The 18,282-nt window shown below is 70.9% G+C and carries 16 protein-coding genes; 9 read left to right on the plus strand and 7 right to left on the minus strand.

Going from position 1 to position 18,282, the window contains the following annotated elements; all coding sequences use genetic code 11:
• Positions 1 to 169: 169 nt before the first annotated feature.
• The gene (locus tag ACZ4LX_RS28510) at positions 170 to 703 is read right to left on the minus strand and encodes a hypothetical protein (RefSeq protein WP_467651305.1); all 534 of its coding nucleotides are present in this window, start codon (positions 701 to 703) and stop codon (positions 170 to 172) included.
• 239 nt (positions 704 to 942) lie between these two features.
• Between ACZ4LX_RS28510 and fmt the strand changes: the two genes are divergently transcribed.
• The 4 genes from fmt to ACZ4LX_RS28530 all read left to right on the plus strand — a co-directional run bounded on the left by fmt (position 943) and on the right by ACZ4LX_RS28530 (position 5,362).
• Entirely contained in the window at positions 943 to 1,875 is a 933-nt protein-coding gene (fmt, locus tag ACZ4LX_RS28515) for a methionyl-tRNA formyltransferase (RefSeq protein WP_467651306.1), read from the plus strand.
• A gap of 76 nt (positions 1,876 to 1,951) precedes the next feature.
• Positions 1,952 to 3,385, plus strand: coding sequence for an RsmB/NOP family class I SAM-dependent RNA methyltransferase (locus ACZ4LX_RS28520; protein ID WP_467651307.1), 1,434 nt, complete (start codon positions 1,952 to 1,954; stop codon positions 3,383 to 3,385).
• A 121-nt stretch (positions 3,386 to 3,506) separates the two neighbouring features.
• A complete protein-coding gene (gene rpe, locus ACZ4LX_RS28525) occupies positions 3,507 to 4,190 on the plus strand; it encodes a ribulose-phosphate 3-epimerase (protein ID WP_467651308.1) in 684 nt (227 codons plus the stop codon).
• Between the two features lie 155 nt (positions 4,191 to 4,345).
• Positions 4,346 to 5,362 (plus strand): sugar-binding transcriptional regulator, encoded by a 1,017-nt coding sequence (locus ACZ4LX_RS28530; protein WP_467651322.1) that lies wholly within the window; start codon positions 4,346 to 4,348, stop codon positions 5,360 to 5,362.
• Between the two features lie 80 nt (positions 5,363 to 5,442).
• Here ACZ4LX_RS28530 and ACZ4LX_RS28535 read toward each other — a convergent pair whose 3' ends face one another.
• Positions 5,443 to 6,465, minus strand: coding sequence for a terpene synthase family protein (locus tag ACZ4LX_RS28535; protein ID WP_467651309.1), 1,023 nt, complete (start codon positions 6,463 to 6,465; stop codon positions 5,443 to 5,445).
• Positions 6,466 to 6,771: 306 nt separating this feature from the next.
• Here ACZ4LX_RS28535 and ACZ4LX_RS28540 point away from each other — a divergent pair, with 306 nt between their 5' ends.
• The 5 genes from ACZ4LX_RS28540 to ACZ4LX_RS28560 all read left to right on the plus strand — a co-directional run bounded on the left by ACZ4LX_RS28540 (position 6,772) and on the right by ACZ4LX_RS28560 (position 13,255).
• A complete protein-coding gene (locus ACZ4LX_RS28540; RefSeq protein ID WP_467651310.1) occupies positions 6,772 to 8,238 on the plus strand; it encodes a GuaB1 family IMP dehydrogenase-related protein in 1,467 nt (488 codons plus the stop codon).
• A gap of 195 nt (positions 8,239 to 8,433) precedes the next feature.
• Positions 8,434 to 9,891: an aldehyde dehydrogenase family protein gene (locus ACZ4LX_RS28545; protein ID WP_467651311.1), complete on the plus strand. Its 1,458-nt coding sequence runs from the start codon at positions 8,434 to 8,436 to the stop codon at positions 9,889 to 9,891.
• Between the two features lie 174 nt (positions 9,892 to 10,065).
• A complete protein-coding gene (locus ACZ4LX_RS28550) occupies positions 10,066 to 10,521 on the plus strand; it encodes an Lrp/AsnC family transcriptional regulator (protein ID WP_093709736.1) in 456 nt (151 codons plus the stop codon).
• A 150-nt stretch (positions 10,522 to 10,671) separates the two neighbouring features.
• Complete coding sequence (locus ACZ4LX_RS28555; protein ID WP_467651312.1) at positions 10,672 to 11,469, plus strand: carbon-nitrogen hydrolase family protein; 798 nt, start codon at positions 10,672 to 10,674, stop codon at positions 11,467 to 11,469.
• An 85-nt stretch (positions 11,470 to 11,554) separates the two neighbouring features.
• Positions 11,555 to 13,255, plus strand: coding sequence for a flavin monoamine oxidase family protein (locus ACZ4LX_RS28560; RefSeq protein ID WP_467651313.1), 1,701 nt, complete (start codon positions 11,555 to 11,557; stop codon positions 13,253 to 13,255).
• Between the two features lie 79 nt (positions 13,256 to 13,334).
• Here the strand turns inward: ACZ4LX_RS28560 and ACZ4LX_RS28565 are convergent, their stop codons facing one another.
• The 5 genes from ACZ4LX_RS28565 to ACZ4LX_RS28585 are packed head-to-tail and all read right to left on the minus strand — an operon-like array spanning position 13,335 to position 18,280.
• Positions 13,335 to 14,183 (minus strand): fumarylacetoacetate hydrolase family protein, encoded by an 849-nt coding sequence (locus ACZ4LX_RS28565; protein ID WP_467651314.1) that lies wholly within the window; start codon positions 14,181 to 14,183, stop codon positions 13,335 to 13,337.
• A gap of 41 nt (positions 14,184 to 14,224) precedes the next feature.
• Positions 14,225 to 15,250, minus strand: coding sequence for a hydroxyacid dehydrogenase (locus ACZ4LX_RS28570; protein WP_467651315.1), 1,026 nt, complete (start codon positions 15,248 to 15,250; stop codon positions 14,225 to 14,227).
• Positions 15,234 to 16,289 (minus strand): dihydrodipicolinate synthase family protein, encoded by a 1,056-nt coding sequence (locus ACZ4LX_RS28575; RefSeq protein WP_467651316.1) that lies wholly within the window; start codon positions 16,287 to 16,289, stop codon positions 15,234 to 15,236. Before ACZ4LX_RS28575 ends, ACZ4LX_RS28570 begins: the two co-directional genes overlap by 17 nt.
• An 8-nt stretch (positions 16,290 to 16,297) precedes the next feature.
• The gene (locus ACZ4LX_RS28580; RefSeq protein WP_467651317.1) at positions 16,298 to 17,326 is read right to left on the minus strand and encodes an NAD-dependent epimerase/dehydratase family protein; all 1,029 of its coding nucleotides are present in this window, start codon (positions 17,324 to 17,326) and stop codon (positions 16,298 to 16,300) included.
• A gap of 6 nt (positions 17,327 to 17,332) precedes the next feature.
• On the minus strand, positions 17,333 to 18,280 hold the full coding sequence (locus tag ACZ4LX_RS28585) for a carbohydrate ABC transporter permease (RefSeq protein ID WP_467651318.1): 948 nt from the start codon (positions 18,278 to 18,280) through the stop codon (positions 17,333 to 17,335).
• Positions 18,281 to 18,282: the final 2 nt, after the last annotated feature.

Genomic DNA, 18,282 nt, shown 5'->3' on the forward strand with positions numbered 1-18,282 from the left:
CCACCCCCACCCACCGGACAGAACGCACCCCGCGGAGCACCCGCACCGAGCCCGTCCGGCGATTGAGGACAAAGACCCCCGCCCCGGACCGGGGCAACAGACGGGGCCCCCGAGGCCAAGGAACACCGCTGCCGCCCGCCCAAGGGCCCCGCACCCCCCGTCCGGCGGATCAGCCGTTGCGCGGTCCCGGGAAGACGCCCGGGCGCAGCTCCTCGCCCAGCGGCGGGCGGTCCGCGGACGGTTGCGGCGGCATCGATCGTGCGGCCGGGACGGTGGGCAGAGCGCCCGAGGGGGACCCGGGAACCGCCGGCACCGGTGGCTGGGCCACGCCCTCGGCCGGCACGGGCTGGGGGACGGCGCGTCGTGCGCCGTAGCGGCGGTGGACCGCCTGTTTGGTGACTCCGAGCGCGGAGCCCACCGCGTCCCAGGAGAAGCCCAGTGAACGGTCGAAGTCCACTGCCGCCGTGACCAGGGTCTCGACGCTGTCCCGCAGTTCCTGGGCCAGCCTGACGGTGGGGGCCGGAGCCCTGCCGTAGACGACGAAGCCCGCGGAGGGGCCGGAGCGGCGCGGGCGGTAGACGTTGCCCAGCTGGGCGGTGAGTGTGCGCAGCGCGTCCACCTGCCGCCGGACCCGCTCGATGTCCCGCACCAGAAGATGCAGGCTGGCCCGCGCTTGGGCGTCGTGGGTTGCGTGGTCGGCCATGAAGAAGCCTCTCGAACCGGCGTTGAAAGGGATCGGGCCGCACAGGGCGGCTCGCTTCGGTCAATCTCTCTTGACCAACGCCTCACCGGGGGTCTGGTCACGCACCGGGGGCGCATACGCGCATGAAAGGGGCGTGCAGGTATGCGTACGCCCCCCAACGCTCTCCCGGCGTTCCGGCCCATAGACTTATGCGTTGCTCGTCACCGTAACGTTTCGGCCTGAGAGGCAGTCAGCCACCCATGAAGCTCGTCTTCGCAGGCACCCCCGAGGTAGCCGTACCCGCACTGGACGCCCTGATCGCCTCCGGTCGCCATGAGGTGGCCGCCGTCGTGACCAGGCCCGACGCACCCGCGGGGCGTGGCCGCCGACTGGTGGCCAGTCCCGTCGCCGAGCGGGCGGAGGAGGCCGGTATCGAGGTGCTCAAGCCTGCCAGGCCGAGGGACGAGGACTTCCTGGCGCGGCTCCGGGAGATCGCGCCGGACTGCTGCCCCGTCGTCGCCTACGGGGCGCTGCTGCCCAGGACCGCGCTCGACATCCCGGCCCGTGGGTGGGTCAACCTCCACTTCTCGCTGCTGCCCGCCTGGCGCGGCGCCGCGCCCGTCCAGCACGCCGTGATGGCCGGCGACGAGGTGACGGGGGCCTCCACCTTCCTCATCGAGGAAGGGCTCGACTCGGGACCGGTCTACGGCGTCCTCACCGAGGAGGTGCGGCCGACCGACACCAGCGGCGACCTGCTGACCCGGCTGGCCTTCGCCGGCGCCGGGCTGCTCGCCGCGACGATGGACGGCATCGAGGACGGCACGCTGCACGCCGTGCCGCAGCCTGCCGAGGGGATCACCCTGGCACCGAAGATCACCGTCGAGGACGCCCAGGTCGAGTGGTCGGCGCCCGCCCTGCGCGTCGACCGGGTGGTCCGCGGCTGCACCCCGGCCCCCGGAGCCTGGACCCTCTTCCGCGGGGAGCGGCTCAAGCTGATCCAGGCCGTGCCCGTCGTCGACCGGGCCGATCTGGCGCCGGGCGAGCTGTCGGCGGCCAAGAACAACGTCTACGTGGGCACCGGATCGCACGCCATCGAGCTGCTCTGGGTCCAGCCGCAGGGCAAGAAGCCGATGCGCGCCGCGGACTGGGCGCGCGGGGTGCGCATCGTCCCGGGCGAGCTCGTCGGCATCTGACGGCGGACCGGCGGGCCGGGGCGGGGACGTAGGCTGGGAGGGTTCGCCCTCTCACCATCAGCGGAGCACCTTTCACGTGAACGACCAGCCGCGTCGCCGTCCCGCCAAGCCGCACCGCCGTCCGCAGAAGGATCCGGTCCGGTTCCTCGCCTTCGAGGCCCTCAGGGCCGTCGACGAGCGGGACGCGTACGCCAACCTCGTGCTTCCCCCGCTGCTGAAGAAGGCCCGGGCCAAGGGCGACTTCGACAACCGGGACGCGGCCCTGGCCACCGAGCTGGTCTACGGGACACTGCGCCGTCAGGGGACGTACGACGCGATCGTCGCAGCCTGTATCGACCGGCCCCTGCGCGAGGTCGACCCGCCGGTCCTGGACGTACTGAACATGGGCGTGCACCAGCTCCTCGGCACCCGCATCCCGACCCACGCCGCCGTCTCCGCGAGCGTGGAGCTGGCCCGTGTGGTGCTCGGCGAGGGGCGCGCCAAATTCGTCAACGCCGTGCTCCGCAAGGTGTCCGCGGACGACCTCGACGGCTGGGTGGCGAAGGTCGCCCCCTCGTACGAGGACGACGCGGAGGACCACCTGGCGGTCGTGCACTCGCATCCCCGGTGGGTCGTCTCGGCTCTCTGGGACGCGCTCGGCGGCGGCCGTGCGGGGATCGAGGACCTCCTCGAAGCCGACAACGAGCGGCCCGAGGTCACCCTGGTCGCCCGCCCCGGCCGCTCCACCACCGATGAGCTGCTCGACGCCCTCGGTGAGGAGAACGGCCTGCCGGGCCGCTGGTCCCCGTATGCGGTACGGATGGCCGAAGGCGGCGAACCCGGCGCCCTGACCGTCGTGCAGGAAGGCCGGGCCGGTGTCCAGGACGAGGGCAGCCAGCTCGTCGCCGCCGCGCTCGCCAACGCCCCGCTGGAGGGCAGCGACATCCGCTGGCTCGACGGCTGCGCCGGCCCCGGCGGCAAGGCCGCCCTGCTCGCCGCCCTCGCCGCCGGACGGGGTGCCGCGCTGCTGGCCGCCGAGAAGCAGCCCCACCGGGCCCGGCTCGTCGAGCGCTCGCTGGCCGGGAACCCCGGCCCGTACCAGGTGATCACCGCCGACGGCACCCGCCCGCCGTGGCTGCCCGGCACCTTCGACCGGATCCTGATGGACGTCCCGTGCTCGGGCCTCGGCGCGCTGCGCCGTCGGCCCGAGGCGCGCTGGCGCCGTCGCAAGGAGGACCTGGAGGGCTTCGCGCCCCTCCAGCGCGGACTGCTGCGCGAGGCGCTGAAGGCCGTACGGGTCGGTGGCGTCGTCGGATACGCGACGTGCTCGCCGCACCTCGCGGAGACCCGGGTGGTCGTCGAGGACGTCCTGAAGGGCCGCGGCGGTGCACCGGTCGAGGCCGAGTGGGTCGACGCCCGTCCGCTGATGCCAGGAGTGCCCGCCCTGGGCGACGGGCCGGACGTCCAGCTCTGGCCGCATCTGCACGGCACGGACGCGATGTACCTCGCTCTGCTGCGGCGAACCGCCTGACCGCCCCCGGAGGGCCGGACCGAGGGCGAAAAGGGCCGGAATGCGCGAACTGTAATGATCCCGTGAGGCTTTGGGGCGCACCGAAGCGGGGAAGTGCCGCAGAACATGGCAGGCTTGGCCCATGGCCCAGATCAACCCCAGCATTCTCTCCGCCGACTTCGCACGTCTCGCCGAGGAGGCGCAGGCCGTCGAAGGTGCCGACTGGCTCCATGTCGATGTCATGGACAACCACTTCGTGCCCAATCTGACGCTCGGCGTCCCGATCGTGGAATCGCTCAGCAGGGCCACCAGCACCCCGCTGGACTGCCATCTGATGATCGAGGACGCCGACCGCTGGGCCCCGCAGTACGTCGAGGCGGGGGCGGGCTCCGTCACCTTCCACGTGGAGGCCGCCGCGGCTCCCGTCCGGCTCGCGCGGGAGATCCGGGCCAAGGGCGCCCGTGCCTCCATGGCGCTCAAGCCGGCGACGCCCATCGAGCCGTACGAGGACCTGCTGCCCGAGCTCGACATGCTGCTGATCATGACGGTGGAGCCGGGGTTCGGTGGCCAGTCGTTCCTGGACATCATGCTGCCGAAGATCCGCCGCACCCGTGAGCTGATCTCCAGGCACGGACTCGAACTGTGGCTCCAGGTCGACGGCGGGGTCTCGGAGTCCACGATCGAGCGTTGCGCCGAGGCGGGGGCCGACGTCTTCGTCGCCGGTTCCGCCGTGTACGGCGCCAAGGACCCGGCCGAAGCCGTCCGGGCCCTGCGCGCCAAGGCCGAGGGAGCGACCGCCTCGGCGGGGTGGGCGTGCGGCCACTGACGCCGCGGACAACCGGTCCGGCCCCCGATTACGGGTCGGCCGGACCAAGCGCAGATGAACGCGGTCCGACGGGACCGGTCAAGGATCGCCGTATCTGACAGGATGAACGGCGTATCAAGAGCGTGAACAGCAGTGAGGAGAACGCGGTGTCTGCAATGTCGGCGGGCCGGTCCGCCCTGCGGATGGGGCCCGCGGAGCTGGTGCAGGCGGCGGCCATGGCCCGCCGCTTCTACCTCGAGGGCAAATCCAAGATCCAGATCGCCGAGGAGTTCGGCGTCAGCCGCTTCAAGGTGGCCAGGGTCCTGGAGACGGCCCTGGAGCGTGACCTCGTACGGATCGAGATCCGGGTCCCCGCGGAGCTGGACGCCGAGCGCTCCGACGCGCTTCGCGCCCGCTACGGGCTGCGCCACGCCGTCGTGGTCGAATCCCCGGCGGAGGAGCAGGACGACGCCGCGGACCCGGAGAACCTGGGTGAGGTCGCGGCCGACCTGCTCGGCGAACTGGTGACCGAGGGCGATGTGCTCGGTCTCGCCTGGGGCCGCTCCACCATTCACATGGCGGCGGCCCTCGACCGGCTGCCACCGTGCACGGTCGTGCAGCTGACCGGGGTGTACGACGCGGGAACGGCTGAGCGCGGCTCGGTCGAGGCGGTGCGGCGGGCCGCCCAGGTGTCCGGCGGCGAGGCCCACCCGATCTACGCGCCGATGCTGCTCCCCGACCCGGCCACGGCCGCTGCCCTGCGCCACCAGACGGGCATCGCGCGTGCCTTCGAGTACTTCGACAAGGTGACCGTCGCGGCCGTCTCCATCGGCTCCTGGGAGCCCGGTATCTCCACGGTCCACGACATGCTCTCCGACGCGGAGCGCGAGCACTACGCCTCGCTCGGCGTCGCCGCCGAGATGTCGGCGCACCTCTTCGACGCGGACGGCCGCCGGGTCGGCCGCGATCTCGGCGAGCGCTGCATCACGGTCGAGGCGGACCGGCTGCGCCGGATCCCCGAGGTGGTGGCGATCGCCGGCGGTCAGCGCAAGGCGGCGGCGATCGGGGCGGTGCTGCGCTCCGGTCTCGTCACCAGCCTGGTGACGGACACCGCGGCGGCCGACTACCTGCTGACCGAATCGGCCGCTCCGCGCCGGCCCGCACTGGAGCGGGCCGACCCGGATGGGGAGTGAGAGCCGGAACGGCGGACGGAAGGGGGCGGCGGTGTCATCACCGCCGCCCCCTTCCGTCCGCCGTTCGGCCGGTGCACCGGTCAGTCCAGCCGGACGCCCAGGACCGTTGCCTCCAGATACTGCTCAGGCGCCTTGTACTGGCTGACGTCGGCCGGGTTGTAGCGCGGTGTCTGCCGGGACCAGTCGAGATTCCCGCGCATCCAGCTCCGCATCCCGTCCAGGTACGGTTCCAGCATCGGGGCGAGCTGGGGATGGGCGGTCAGCAGCTCTGCCTCCGCGGTCAGGAATCGCTCGGTTTCCCGGGCGATCTCCGCGCAGACGTGTTCCAGCGCCTGCCGCTTGCCGAGACCGCGGTGGTGGCGGACGAGGTGGACGAGGTTGTGGATCTCGCCGAGGACCTGTTCCTTCTCGTACGAGTAGACGTCGTTGGCCCAGCACACGACATTGCACGAGGTTTCGAGTGCGGTGATGAAGCGCGAGTCGTTGTGGATGGACTCGGGCGCCTCGATGCCGGCCACGATCTCTATCAGGTCCATGCAGACATGTATCGCGCCCGTGTGACGGCGGTTGCTGATGTACGCCGCCTCGGACGGGACCACGTCGTACGCGCGGTTCCCGGCCTCCCAGGTGGTGGCCGTCGTGAGGTAGGCGATCAGGTGCTGGGTGAAGCGCCGCCGCCAGTGCGCCGCGGCGGCCGGCGTCGTGCGTTCCCACAGGTCCGCGAGGGCGACGACCGCGGCGGGCAGTCGCTCGCCCGCCGGGGTGCGGCTTTCTGTGCCCTCGACCACGGAACGCATCAGTGTGACGACACCCTGTACGTGCTCCGGGCTGCGGCCCAGGTGCCCGTCGTCCAACTGGTCGTCGACGAGAAACAGCCAGACGAACCAGTCGGCGACGAGCTCCAGATTCTTGCCGTCGGCGGTCGGGTAGACCATGCCGACGAAGGCTCCGAAGTCTGCCTGCTCGAAGCGGTCCCTGGCTGAATCCCGGTGCACCAGGCCGGTGTCGCGGGTCCAGATGTCGAGATGCTCCCTTACGTGCCCGACGTACGGGTTCGTCCGCTGGGGGAAAGGGCAGTAGATGTCGGGCAGTTCGCTGTCCACGAGTCGGTCGTAATCCTCTCCGGTCGTACATATTGCGGGAGTTGTGACCGCTCCGCCTGATGCTCCGGGGTATTGGGTGGCCTGCGGGACCTGCGCGTTTGAAGCTACCTGAGCCCCAGTCACCAGGTCCAGGGGAGATGATCGCGAATGATTTGCGGGTCCCTCGGGTAGGGTCTGTGGGCAAGGCAGGTTCCACTTGCCCGGGACTCCCGATCTTGTTCCTTGGAGGAACATACGAAGGCGGGAGTCATTTGCTGTGTCTTCGTGGAAGCGACCTGCGTCATTTCGTATGAAAAAATGAGTGTTATGCGTTTTCTTGAGCCCGGCACCGGTCGATACACAGAGTCCCCCTCAGTTCCGTACGACCTCACGTACGACGATGTCTTCATGGTTCCGGGCAGGTCAGCGGTCGGATCCCGGCAGGGCGTCGACCTTTCCTCGCCCGATGGCACCGGCACCACCATTCCGCTGGTCGTCGCGAACATGACGGCTATCGCGGGCCGCCGGATGGCCGAAACCATCGCCCGGCGCGGTGGGCTCGTCGTCATCCCGCAGGACATCCCGATCGAGGTCGTCACCGAGGTCATCAGCTGGGTGAAAACGCGCCACCTCGTGCTCGACACCCCCATCGTGCTGGCCCCCGGCCAGACGGTCGCCGACGCGCTGTCGCTGCTGCCCAAGCGTGCCCATGGAGCCGGGGTCGTCGTCGACGGCGACCGGCGTCCCGTCGGCGTGGTCACCGATCACGACCTGACCGGCGTCGACCGCTTCACCCAGCTCTCCGAGGTCATGTCCAAGGACCTGGTGCTGCTGGACGCGGACATCGACCCCCGCGACGCCTTCAACAAGCTCGACGGCGCCAACCGCAAGCTCGCCCCCGCGGTGGACGCGGACGGCCGGCTCGTCGGCATCCTCACCCGTAAGGCCGCACTGCGCGCCACTCTCTACACGCCCGCCACCGACGCGGCGGGCAAGCTGCGCATCGCGGCCGCTGTCGGGATCAACGGCGACGTGGCCGGCAAGGCCAAGCAGCTCCTCGACGCCGGCGCCGACACCCTCGTCGTCGACACCGCGCACGGTCACCAGGAGTCCATGATCAGTGCGGTGCGCGCCGTCCGGGCGCTGGATCCGCAGGTGCCGATCGTGGCCGGCAACATCGTCGCGGCCGAGGGGGTGCGCGACCTCATCGAGGCCGGTGCCGACATCATCAAGGTCGGTGTCGGACCCGGCGCCATGTGCACCACCCGGATGATGACGGGTGTCGGCCGGCCGCAGTTCTCTGCCGTGCTGGAGTGCGCCGCCGAGGCCAGGAAGTACGGCAAGTACGTCTGGGCCGACGGCGGTGTCCGTCACCCGCGCGATGTGGCCATGGCGCTCGCCGCCGGTGCCTCCAATGTGATGATCGGCTCCTGGTTCGCCGGGACGCACGAGTCGCCCGGTGACCTCCAGCAGTCCGCCGACGGACGGTTCTACAAGGAGTCCTTCGGTATGGCGTCCGCCCGTGCCGTGCGGAACCGTACGTCCGACGAGTCGGCGTACGACCGGGCCCGCAAGGCGCTCTTCGAGGAGGGCATCTCCACCTCGCGGATGTTCCTGGACCCGACCCGTCCCGGTGTCGAGGATCTGGTCGACTCGATCATCGCGGGCGTCCGTTCCTCCTGCACCTACGCGGGTGCGGGTTCGCTCGCCGAGTTCGCCGAGAAGGCGGTCGTCGGTGTGCAGAGCGCCGCCGGTTACGCGGAGGGCAAGCCGCTGCACGCCAGCTGGGGCTGATCCCGCCCCCTCATTTCGACCGTGCCCCTTCCGGCTGTTCGCGCCGGGAGGGGCACCGGTGTTTTCCGGGCATCCGGGGGTGAGGCGGTGGCTGGAAATGATGTCTGGGGCGGGGCCTGATTCATATCAACTCTGTTGAAAAATAAGTAATATGAATCCCATTCAGCTGTCCGCCCCTCTGCGGTAAGGGATCTCATGTCCTTCTTCACTGACCTGGCCCATCAGTACATCGACGGAGAGTGGAGGCCGGGCAAGGGGTCCTGGGACATCATCGACTTCAACCCGTTCGACGGGAAGCAGCTCGCCTCCATCACGGTCGCCACGGCCGACGAGGTGGACCAGGCCTACCATGCGGCCGAGAACGCGCAGCAGGCGTGGGCGGACACCAGTCCGTACGCCCGGCGAGCGGTGCTGGAGAAGGCGCTTCGGATCGTCGAGGAGCGCGAGGACGAGATCGGTGACGCCATAGTCGCCGAACTCGGCGGCACCCGGCTGAAGGCGGCCTTCGAACTGCACCTGGCCAAGGAGTTCCTGCGCGAGGCGGGCCGCCTCGCGCTCCGGTCCACCGGACAGATCCTGCCCTCGCCGACCCCGGGCAAGGAGAACCGTGTCTACCGGGTGCCTGCCGGTGTGGTCGGGGTGATCAGCCCCTTCAACTTCCCGTTCCTGCTGTCCCTGAAGTCCGTCGCCCCGGCCCTGGCGCTGGGCAACGCCGTGGTGCTCAAGCCGCACCAGAACACCCCGGTCTGCGGTGGCACCCTGGTGGCCAAGGTGTTCGAGGACGCCGGGCTGCCGGCCGGTCTGCTGAACGTCGTCGTCACCGACATCGCGGAGATCGGTGACGCGCTGCTGGAGCACCCCGTACCGCAGATCATCTCCTTCACCGGCTCCGACCGGGTCGGTCGGCACGTCGCGACGGTGTGCGCCGCGAACCTCAAGCGCTCGGTGCTCGAACTCGGCGGCAACAGCGCGCTGATCGTGCTCGACGACGCCGATGTGGACTACGCGGTCGACGCGGCGGTGTTCAGCCGGTACGTACACCAGGGGCAGGTCTGCATGGCCGCCAACCGGATCCTCGTGGACCGTGCGGTGGAGGAGGAGTTCACCGAGAAGTTCGTCGCGAAGGTCGCCTCGCTGCGCGTCGGTGACCCGGCCGACCCGGCGACCCAGATAGGCCCGCTGATCAACTCGACCCAGGCCGAGGCCATCACCGCGCTCGTCGACCAGACCGTCGAGGCGGGCGCGACAGCGCTGCTGCACGGACGGGCCGAGGGGAACGTCGTCAGCCCCTCCGTCCTCACCGGGCTGGCGCCCGATTCCCCCGTGCTCTCCCAGGAGATCTTCGGCCCGGTCGCGCTCCTCGTGCCGTTCGACGGCGAGGACGAGGCGGTCCGGATCGCCAACGACACCCCGTACGGCCTGAGCGGCGCCGTGCACACCGGCAGCATCGAGCGCGGCGTGCGCATCGGGCAGCGGATCCGCACCGGCATGATCCACATCAACGACGGCACGGTCCACGACGAGCCGATCGTCCCCTTCGGCGGCGAGAAGAACTCCGGGCTCGGGCGGCTCAACGGCGACTCGATGCTGGAGGCCTTCACCACCCAGAAGTGGATCTCCGTGCAGCACGGGCGCTCGCGGTTCCCGTTCTGACTCCCCTCGGATCCCTCGTCCGCCGTCCCTTCCGGCCCGGCGCCACCTGCGCTGAGCGCGCCCCGCGGGGCGGGCCCATGGTCTACTGCCGGGGGCGGCACGGCCGCCCCCGGCAGCAGCCGTGCCCCGCCCCGACCAGGGCTCTCGCCATCGCAGAGAAGTGACCCGTACGACGTGCGACTGAACGACCTCGACGAACGCATCGTCCACGCCCTCGCCGAAGATGCCCGCCGCTCCTACGCCGACATCGGCTCGATCATCGGGCTCTCCGCCCCCGCCGTGAAACGCCGGGTGGACCGGCTCCGCGCCGAAGGGGCGATCACCGGCTTCACCGTCCGCGTGGATCCGGCCGCGCTCGGCTGGGAGACCGAGGGGTACATCGAGATCTACTGCAGCCGCAACACCTCACCGGACTCGATCAAGCAAGGGCTCGCCAGATATCCGGAGGTCGCGTCGGCATCCACCGTGACCGGCGACGCCGACGCGCTCGTCCAGGTGTTCGCGGCGGACATGCGCCACTTCGAGCAGGTGCTGGAGCGGATCGCGGGCGAGCCGTATGTCGAGCGTACGAAGTCCGTGCTGGTGCTTTCGCCGCTGCTGCGGCGGTACTCCTCGGGATCGCCGGGATAGGCCCCACGCCGTCGCGCAACGAATCGCCGCACCCCGCCGATCCCGCGCAACGGATCGACGGTCGGTGCGCAACACTCGCGCCTTGTCCGGGGGGAAGGGCGGAACGTACCGTCAATACGTCTCCGCCCACCCCATCGTCCGAGGTCAGCCATGCCGCTGTTGCGCACTGCCCTGCTCCAGAGCTCCGGAACTCCGGGCTCGGTGGCCGCCAACCTCGACGTCCTCGACGACGCCGCGCGGCGGGCCGCCGACGGTGGCGCACGGCTGCTGGTCTGCCCCGAGATGTTCCTGACCGGGTACGCGATCGGCGACGACGTGCCCCGGCTGGCCGAAGCCGCCGACGGACCCGCCGGCCGGGCCGTCACCGAGATCGCCGTACGCCACGGTATCGCCGTCCACTACGGCTACCCGGAGCGCGACGGCGACACCCTGTACAACGCCGCGCGGCTCATCGGGCCCGACGGAACGGCGCTCGCCGACTACCGCAAGACCCACCTCTTCGGCGACTTCGAGGAGCGGTGGTTCACCCCCGGCGACCGGCCGGTCGTCCAGGCCGAACTCGACGGCGTCCGCATCGGCTTCCTGATCTGCTACGACGTCGAGTTCCCGGAGAACGTACGCGCGCACGCCCTCGCCGGAACCGATCTGCTGCTGGTGCCGACCGCGCTCATGCACCCCTTCCCGTTCGTCGCGGAGTCCGTCGTCCCCGTCCGCGCCTTCGAGAACCAGCTGTACGTGGCCTACGCCAACCGGACCGGCACCGAAGGCCCCTTCGAATTCGTCGGGCTGAGCGCTCTCGCAGGCCCCGACGGCACGGTCCGCGCCCGCGCCGGACGCGGCGACGAACTCCTCATCGGCGACGTCGACCCCGGCCTTCTGGCCGCGTCCCGGGCCGGCAACCCCTACCTCCGCGACCGCCGCCCCGGTCTGTACGGCTCCCTCGTCTGAGTACGCCGCCCCGGTCCGTACGGCCACCCCCTCCCAGTACGCCGCCCCGGTCACCCCACCCCGCCCCGCAAGGAGTCCGTACCCCATGACGTCCACGGTGCCCCCTGCCGTCCCGCACACCGACGCGGCCCCGCCGATCACCATGTTCGGGCCGGACTTCCCCTACGCGTACGACGACTTCCTCGCCCACCCCGCCGGCATCGGGCAGATACCGGCGACCGAGCACGGCACCGAGGTGGCCGTCATCGGCGGCGGGCTCTCCGGCATCGTCACCGCCTACGAGCTGATGAAGATGGGACTGAAGCCCGTTGTCTACGAGGCGGACCGCATCGGCGGACGGCTGCGCACCGTCGAGTTCGACGGCTGCGACACCGACGGCGAACCGCTCACCGCCGAGATGGGCGCGATGCGCTTCCCGCCGTCGTCCACCGCCCTCCAGCACTACATCGACCTGGTGGGTCTTGAGACGAAGCCCTTCCCCAACCCGCTCTCCCCGGCCACCCCCTCGACCGTCGTCGACCTGAAGGGCGAGTCGCACTACGCCAGGACCGTCGACGACCTTCCGCAGGTCTACCGCGAGGTGATGGACGCCTGGAACGCCTGCCTGGAGGAGGGCGCCGACTTCTCCGGCATGAACCGGGCGATGCGCGAGCGCGACATACCGAGGATCCGGGAGATCTGGGCCCGGCTCGTGGAGAAGCTCGACAACCAGACCTTCTACGGCTTCCTCTGCGACTCCGACGCCTTCAAGTCCTTCCGCCACCGCGAGATCTTCGGACAGGTCGGCTTCGGCACCGGCGGCTGGGACACCGACTTCCCCAACTCCATCCTGGAGATCCTGCGGGTCGTCTACACCGAGGCGGACGACCACCACCGCTCCATCGTCGGCGGCAGCCAGCAGCTCCCGCTGCGCCTGTGGGAACGCGAACCGCACAAGATCGTCCACTGGCCGCTCGGCACCTCGCTGGCCTCGCTGCACGACGGCGAACCGCGCGGCGCGGTGACCCGGCTGAACCGCACCGCGGGCAACCGGATCACCGTCACCGACGCCACGGGCGACATCCGCACCTTCCGCGCCGCCGTCTTCACCGGACAGTCCTGGCTGCTGCTCTCCAAGATCGACTGCGACGACGCGCTCTTCCCGATCGACCACTGGACGGCGATGGAGCGCACCCACTACATGGAGTCGTCCAAGCTGTTCGTCCCCGTCGACCGGCCGTTCTGGCTGGACAAGGACGAGACGACCGGGCGCGACACCATGTCGATGACGCTCACGGACCGGATGACCCGGGGCACGTACCTGCTCGACGAGGGGCCGGACCGGCCCGCCAGCATCTGCCTCTCGTACACCTGGTGCGACGACAGCCTGAAGTGGCTGCCGCTCTCCGCGACCGAGCGCATGGACGTCATGCTGAAGTCGCTCGGCGAGATCTATCCGAACGTGGACATCCGCAAGCACATCACCGGCAACCCCGTGACCGTCTCCTGGGAGAACGAGCCCTGGTTCATGGGCGCGTTCAAGGCCAATCTGCCCGGCCACTACCGCTACCAGCGGCGGCTGTTCACCCACTTCATGCAGGACGGGCTGCCCGCCGACAAGCGGGGCCTGTTCCTGGCCGGCGACGACATCTCCTGGACGGCCGGCTGGGCCGAGGGGGCCGTACAGACCGCGCTGAACGCCGTCTGGGGTGTGATGAACCAGTTCGGCGGCGCGACCGACCCCACGAACCCGGGCCCCGGCGATGTCTTCGACGAGATCGCCCCGGTCGAACTCCCCGAGGACTGAGGGCTGTCCCGCGGGGAGTGCTTCGGCATTTCGGCCCTCCGGAGGGAATCCCGGAGGGCCGAGCCCTCTACGGCTCCGGCTACGCGGGCCGGCAGACGCTGCGCTGCCGGCCCAGGCCCGAGATCTCGACCTCCATCACATCGTCCGGACCCAGATACGGGAAGCGGCCGGACAGGGCCACGCCCTGCGGCGTACCGGTGTTGATGATGTCGCCGGGCTCCAGCACCAGGTACTGCGACAGATGGTGCACCAGATGCGCCACGCTGAAGATCATGTCCGCGGTGGACGAGTCCTGCCGGGGCTCACCGTTGACGAAGCTGCGCAGCCGCAGCTGCTGCGGGTCGCCCACCTCGTCAGCGGTCACGAGCACGGGTCCCAGCGGGTTGAAGGTGGCGCAGCTCTTGCCCTTGGACCACTGGCCGCCCGACTCCTCCAGCTGGAAGGCGCGCTCGGAGACGTCGTTGCTGACCGTGTAGCCCGCGATGTGGGCCGCCGCGTCGGCGGGGGAGTCCAGATAGGAGGCGCGGCGGCCGATCACGACGGCCAGCTCCACCTCCCAGTCGGTCTTCTCGGAGCCGCGCGGAATGAGGACGTCGTCGTACGGACCGACCACCGTGTTCGGCGACTTGTAGAAGAGGATCGGCTGCTTCGGCGGTTCGGCGCCGGACTCGGCGGCGTGGGCCGCGTAGTTCTGCCCGATGCACAGGAGCGCGGAGGGCCGGGCCACCGGGGCGCCGACGCGCTGTCCGGTGATGTCGGTCTCCGGGAGCTTGGGCTCGGCGGGGATCAGGTGCGGCTTGTCGGCCAGCGCGGCGAGAAACGCGCCGTCGATGTCGTCGGTGATGCCGGACAGGTCGTAGTGGCGGCCCTCGGGGCAGACGGCGACCGGGCGTTCCTGGCCCGGCTCGCCGATGCGCATCAGTCGCATGGTGGTGGATCTCCTGACGGGTACGGGGTGGGGCTTCGGTGTCAGTGCAGACGGGTGAGGGCGTCGGCGGTCACGGCGTGCACCGGCGGACGCCCGGCGAGCAGCCGCAGCACCTCGTTGACGGCGCTGGTGCCCAGCCGCTGCCGGCACTCGACGCTGCCGGCCGCCTGATGCGGGGTGAGCAGCACGTTGGGCAGCGCGCGCAGGGGGTGGTCCACGGGCAGCGGCTCGGCGTCGAAGACGTCGATCGCCGCGTCCAGCCGGCCCGTGGCCAGCTCGGCGACGAGCGCGTCCTCGTCGACCAGCCACGACCTTGCGGTGTTCACCAGACTCGCGCCGTCCGGCATCAGCGCCAGCTGCGCGGCGCCGATCATGTGGTGGGTCTCCTCGGTGACCGGGGCGTGCACGGCCACGATCCGGCTGCCCGGGAGCAGCGTCTCCAGCGGTACGGATTTCACGCCGAGCGCCTCGGCCTCCGCCTCGGACAGGAACGGGTCGGTGACACTGACCCGCGCTCCCATCGCCTGCACTAGCCGGATGTAGGCACGCCCGGTGCGGGAGGCACCGATCACTCCGATCTCGCTGCCGTGGATCTCGTGGCGCGGCGGCGCCTCGCTCGCCTCCGCCCATTCCAGCCCGCCGCGCAGGGCGTGGTCGAAGCGCTGGACGCGGTGGAGCAGCGAGAGCGTGAAGGCGAGCGCCACCTCGGCGACCGGACGGGCCATCTCGTCGCCGGCCTGGGTGACCAGGATGGAGCGCCGGAACACGTCCTCGGTGACATAGGGGGCGACCGCCGAGCCCGTGTGCGCCACCAGCTCCAGCCGGTCCGCGTGCGCCAGCAGCGCGGCGTCCACCTTCGGTGCCCGCCACGAGGTGATCAGCGCACGGGCGCCGGGAAGCGCGGCCGCGACCGCCGCCCGGTCGCTGTGGTCGTCGACGACGGTGACCTCGGCCGCCCGCTCCAGCTCCTGCCACACCTCGGCGGTGAAGAACTGGGCACGCAGCTCCGGCGGTACGGCCACGACGACCCGCGAGGAGGCGGCGACGGGTTCAGGAGAGCCAGGCATCGAGGTGCTCCGCAACGAAGGCGTCATCGGTCAGCCAAGGATAGGACTCGGCCACCCGGGTGATCTCCTCGGCCTGACCCGGGGAGAGCGTCTCGGCCGGGTCCAGGCAGCGGATGTTCGCCAGCAGGCCCTGGCGGCGCAGCACTTCGTGCACTCCGGCGATGCAGCCCCGGAAGGCGCCGCGGACATCGAAGACGGCGCTGTTGGCGTCGGTGAGTTCGGAGCGCCGGGCCAGGCAGCGGACCATCGCCTCATGGTCCCCCGCGCGGGCACGCCGGATGTCGTCGAGGAGGGTCACCGCGGAGCTCGTCCACACCGCCCACTGGCCGAGCAGTCCGCCCGCGAACCAGCGCGGGGTGCCTGAAGCGGTCTCGTACGGGGTGAGCAGATCGCCGATGATGTCGTCGTCGTTGCCCGTGTACAGGGCCACCTCGCCGGCCCGGTCCGCGGCGGCCACGGCCCGTACGACATCCGCGGTGCGGTAGCGGTCGAACGGGGCGATCTTCACGGCGACGGTGTGGGGCAGGTCGGTGAAGGCCGACCAGAAGCCGGGCGACAAGTAGCGTCCGCCGACAGCCTCCTGGAGGTAGAAGCCGATCACCGGCAGCACCTCGCCGACCGCCCGCGCCCGCTCCAGCAGCCCCTTCTCGTCGGCCCCGGGGACGGCTGGGCTGAGCAGGACCGCGTCGTAGCCGAGCGCTGCGGCGGTCTCGGCCTCCTCGACGGCCTGGGCGGTGTAGCCGCAGGCGCCGGCGACCTTCACGAACGGCCGGCCGGCCTCGGCGTCGATCGTCTCGGCGGCGAGCTCCAGCACGGGCCGGAACAGGCCCACCTCACGCTCGCGGATCTCGAACTGGGTGGTGTGCACGGCGACGGCGGCGCCGCCCGCACCCGAGGCGAGGTAGTACCGGGTCAGGGCGCGCTGCCGGCGCTCGTCGAACGTGCCGTCCGCGTGCAGCGCGAGCGGATGGGCGGGGATGGCCGCGCCCTGGGCGAGCAGGTGCAGCGCGGGGGTGGACAGGGGGGAGGGAGTGGACATGGAGTGGATCAGAACCTTCCGTCACGTACCTGGAACTTGGTCGGCTTGCCGGACAGCGGCAGCCCGCGGCGCAGCCAGTCGGCCTGCCACTCCACGAGGGTGCGCAGCGCGACATCCGGGTAGCCGAACAGGGCGTGACAGCGGCTCGCGTCGGAGAGCAGCGCGGTGGGCGCCTCGGTGCCCGCGAGCACCGGCTCACGGTCGAACTCCTCGCCGAACCACTGCGCGATGCGGCGCACCGAGGCGGTCTCGGGGCCGGTGAGGTTGAGGGTGAAGGCGTCGCCGTCGGTGGCGTGCAGGAGGGCGCGCAGGGCGACCTCGTTGGCGTACCCCTGCCACACCACGTTGGCATGACCGGTCGTCACGTCCACCGGCTCGCCCGCCCGCACGCGGTACGCGATGTCGGCGAGGACGCCGTAGCGCAGGTCGACCGCGTAGTTGAGGCGGATGTTGGCGACCCTGGTACCCCGGGTCAGGGCCGCGTGGGCGAAGATCCGCTCGCGGCCGAGGCACGACATGGCGTACTCGCCGACCGGGCCGACCGGGTCGGTCTCGGCACAGCCGCCGGTGGAGACCGGCACCAGCGGGTAGACGTTGCCGGTGGAGAAGGCCGAGATCCGCGCGCCCGGCCAGCGCCCCGCCACCCGGTCGGGCATCGCGGCGTTCACCGCCCAGGCGTGCGAAGGCGCCCCGGCGGAGCCGAACTTGGCGCCGACCATGAAGACGACGTTGCCGGCGTCGGGCAGTGCGGCCAGATCGGCGGCCGGGTCCATCAGGTCGAAGGCGACGGTACGGACACCGGCGGCCTCCAGTTCCCCGGCCGCCGCCTTGTCCGACCAGCGGGAGACCGCGTACACGGTCACGTCCGTACGGCCCGCGGCGTCCAGCGCCCGGCGGGCCAGCCGGCACAGGCTGGGGCCCATCTTGCCGCCGGCGCCGAGCACCAGCAGATCGCCTTCGAGGCGGCCGAGATCGGCGACGAGCGCGGGGGAGGGGGTGGCGAGCCGCTCTTCGAGTGCGGCCTCATCGGTGAACATGTGTGGCTATCCCTTGATTCCGGACGCGGTGACGCCCTCGGTGAAGTAGCGCTGGCCCACCATGTACGCGGCGAAGATGGGCACGAACGCGATGACGGAGCCGGAGAGCACCACATTGAGCGGCACGTTCTGCTGCTGGAGCGAGGCGATACCGACGGTCAGGGTGCGCATGTCGGTGGACTGGCCGATGACCAGCGGCCACAGGAAGTCGTTCCAGTGCCACAGGAAGACGAAGACGCCGAGCGTGGCGAGGATCGGCTTCAGCAGCGGCAGCACGATCCGGTAGAAGATCTGCCACTCGTTGCAGCCGTCGAGCCGGGCCGCCTCGAAGAGCTCGTCCGGCAGCCCCTGGATGAACTGCCGCATCAGGAACACCGCCTGGGCGTTGGCCAGGGTCGGCACGATCAGGCCCCAGTAGGTGTCCACGCCGCCGAGCTTCGCGATCATCGCGAAGGTCGGGATCATGGTGACGTGGTAGGGGACCATCACCATCGACAGGAACGACCAGAACATCGTCTCCCGGCCGGGGAAGCGCTTCTTGGCGAAGGCGTATCCGGCGAGCGAGGCGAGCAGCAGCACGCCGACGACCGAGACCACCGAGTAGATCAGGGTGTTCAGCAGCCAGCGCGGCACGTCCTGCGCGCCCATGACGGTGTCGTACGCCTCGCCGGTCAGCGGCCACGGCAGCAGGCTGCCGGGGAAGTCGACCGCCGCGGAGGGCTTCAGGGAGAGGACGACCATCGCGTAGAACGGGAAGACCGTCACCAGCGCGGCCACCGTCAGCAGCACGGCGCGCGCGACACGGCCGGTACGGGTGGGGCGCATGCCGTACGGGACGGTGTCCTGCTCGGAGAGCTTGCGCAGCTTCCGTTCGGCCCGGCGCGCGGACCGGTCCGTGGGTGCGGGGGCCGGGCCGGCGGGCGGCGCCTTCGTCTCTGCGGGTGCTGCGGTCATGG

Source organism: Streptomyces sp. NPDC026062 (assembly GCF_055568375.1).

What these genes read in the sequence shown, in the direction of transcription:
- ACZ4LX_RS28510 (WP_467651305.1), bottom strand. Translation starts at nt 703, where the DNA reads ATGGCCGACCACGCAACCCACGACGCCCAAGCGCGGGCCAGCCTGCAT.
- fmt (WP_467651306.1), top strand. Translation starts at nt 943, where the DNA reads ATGAAGCTCGTCTTCGCAGGCACCCCCGAGGTAGCCGTACCCGCACTG.
- rpe (WP_467651308.1), top strand. Translation starts at nt 3,507, where the DNA reads ATGGCCCAGATCAACCCCAGCATTCTCTCCGCCGACTTCGCACGTCTC.
- ACZ4LX_RS28530 (WP_467651322.1), top strand. Translation starts at nt 4,346, where the DNA reads ATGTCGGCGGGCCGGTCCGCCCTGCGGATGGGGCCCGCGGAGCTGGTG.
- ACZ4LX_RS28540 (WP_467651310.1), top strand. Translation starts at nt 6,772, where the DNA reads ATGCGTTTTCTTGAGCCCGGCACCGGTCGATACACAGAGTCCCCCTCA.
- ACZ4LX_RS28545 (WP_467651311.1), top strand. Translation starts at nt 8,434, where the DNA reads ATGTCCTTCTTCACTGACCTGGCCCATCAGTACATCGACGGAGAGTGG.
- ACZ4LX_RS28555 (WP_467651312.1), top strand. Translation starts at nt 10,672, where the DNA reads ATGCCGCTGTTGCGCACTGCCCTGCTCCAGAGCTCCGGAACTCCGGGC.
- ACZ4LX_RS28560 (WP_467651313.1), top strand. Translation starts at nt 11,555, where the DNA reads ATGACGTCCACGGTGCCCCCTGCCGTCCCGCACACCGACGCGGCCCCG.
- ACZ4LX_RS28565 (WP_467651314.1), bottom strand. Translation starts at nt 14,183, where the DNA reads ATGCGACTGATGCGCATCGGCGAGCCGGGCCAGGAACGCCCGGTCGCC.
- ACZ4LX_RS28570 (WP_467651315.1), bottom strand. Translation starts at nt 15,250, where the DNA reads ATGCCTGGCTCTCCTGAACCCGTCGCCGCCTCCTCGCGGGTCGTCGTG.
- ACZ4LX_RS28575 (WP_467651316.1), bottom strand. Translation starts at nt 16,289, where the DNA reads ATGTCCACTCCCTCCCCCCTGTCCACCCCCGCGCTGCACCTGCTCGCC.
- ACZ4LX_RS28580 (WP_467651317.1), bottom strand. Translation starts at nt 17,326, where the DNA reads ATGTTCACCGATGAGGCCGCACTCGAAGAGCGGCTCGCCACCCCCTCC.
- ACZ4LX_RS28585 (WP_467651318.1), bottom strand. Translation starts at nt 18,280, where the DNA reads ATGACCGCAGCACCCGCAGAGACGAAGGCGCCGCCCGCCGGCCCGGCC.